At 57.9% G+C, this 1,274-nt stretch carries 1 protein-coding gene; it reads left to right on the top strand.

Going from position 1 to position 1,274, the window contains the following annotated elements:
- Positions 1 to 88 precede the first annotated feature (88 nt).
- A protein-coding gene (locus AC07TV_RS22725; protein ID WP_494650684.1) for an IS3 family transposase occupies positions 89 to 1,215 on the top strand; the annotation gives its coding sequence in 2 pieces (ribosomal slippage) (positions 89 to 347 and positions 347 to 1,215; 1,128 coding nt in all).
- The last annotated feature ends 59 nt before the right edge of the window (positions 1,216 to 1,274 follow it).

Here is a 1,274-nt window from a genome sequence, read left to right on the forward strand (position 1 = left end):
AGAGGTGGCTCCGCGAATCAGGACATCCGGTTAAGTGAAATCTCTGCTTCAATGGGCGATGGGAATCGCCTGCCAAGGAGCAGAAGCAATGAGAAGACCCCGTCGTAACCACACAGCCGCCTTCAAGGCCAAAGTGGCGATCGCCGCCCTCAAGGGTGAAGAGACGCTTGCCGCGTTAGCGGAGAAGTTTGATATTCATCCGAATCAAATCACGCAGTGGAAGACGCAACTGCTGGAGAACGCCTCCGGTGTGTTCGCCACAGCGGCCGAGAAGCAGTCGGCGACACCGGACCTGAAGGACTTGCACGCAAAGATCGGCCAGCAGGCACTGGAGATTGATTTTTTGGCCGGCGCGCTCGGTCGCATCGGCGATGCGAGCGCAAAACGATGATCGACAAGACCCACGACCTGCCGGTCGTCAGGCAAGTCCAGTTGCTTGAACTCTCCCGCTCGTCCGTTTATTACCAGGAGCAGCCGACGTCAGAGAGCGATCTGAAGCTGCTGCGACGGATTGATGAATTGCATCTGGACCATCCCTTTGCCGGGGCGCGGATGCTGCGCGACATGCTCAAGCTGGAAGGCCATGAAATCGGCCGCAAGCATGTCAGCACGCTGATGAAACAGCTCGACATCCAGGCCATCTACCGCAAAGCCAACACCAGCCGGCGCAACCAGGCGCACCGCATCTATCCCTACCTGTTGCGCGACCTCACCATCGATCGTCCGAATCAGGTTTGGGCCATGGATACGACCTACATTCCAATGCGTCGCGGCTTCGTCTATCTGAGCGCAGTGCTCGACTGGGCGACCCGTCGTGTGCTGAGCTGGCGCGTCTCGAACAGCTTGACGGCCGATCCGTGCGTCGACGCTCTGGAAGAGGCCATCATGAAATATGGCAAGCCGGAAATCATGAATACCGACCAAGGTAGCCAGTTCACCAGCTCCGCCTTTATTAGCCTCCTTCAGGAGCACAGCATTCAGGTCAGCATGGATGGCAAGGGGTGTTGGCGCGACAACGTCTTCGTCGAGCGCCTCTGGAAATCGGTTAAGTACGAGGAGATTTACCTGCACGGCTACGAAACCGTTTCCGAGGTTCGGCAAGCGCTCGCCCGCTATTTCGATTTCTACAATCGCCGTCGCCCGCACTCAACGCTTGACGGGCAAACCCCGGATACGGCTTACTTCAACCTGCCGCTGCTCGCCGCAGCGGCTTAACCCGCAGAGAGTTCACTTAAGAAAACCGAATTTCTGTCCAACTGCGCGGGGCCACCTCT

It is taken from the genome of Azonexus sp. GW821-FHT04F04 (genome assembly GCF_059420025.1).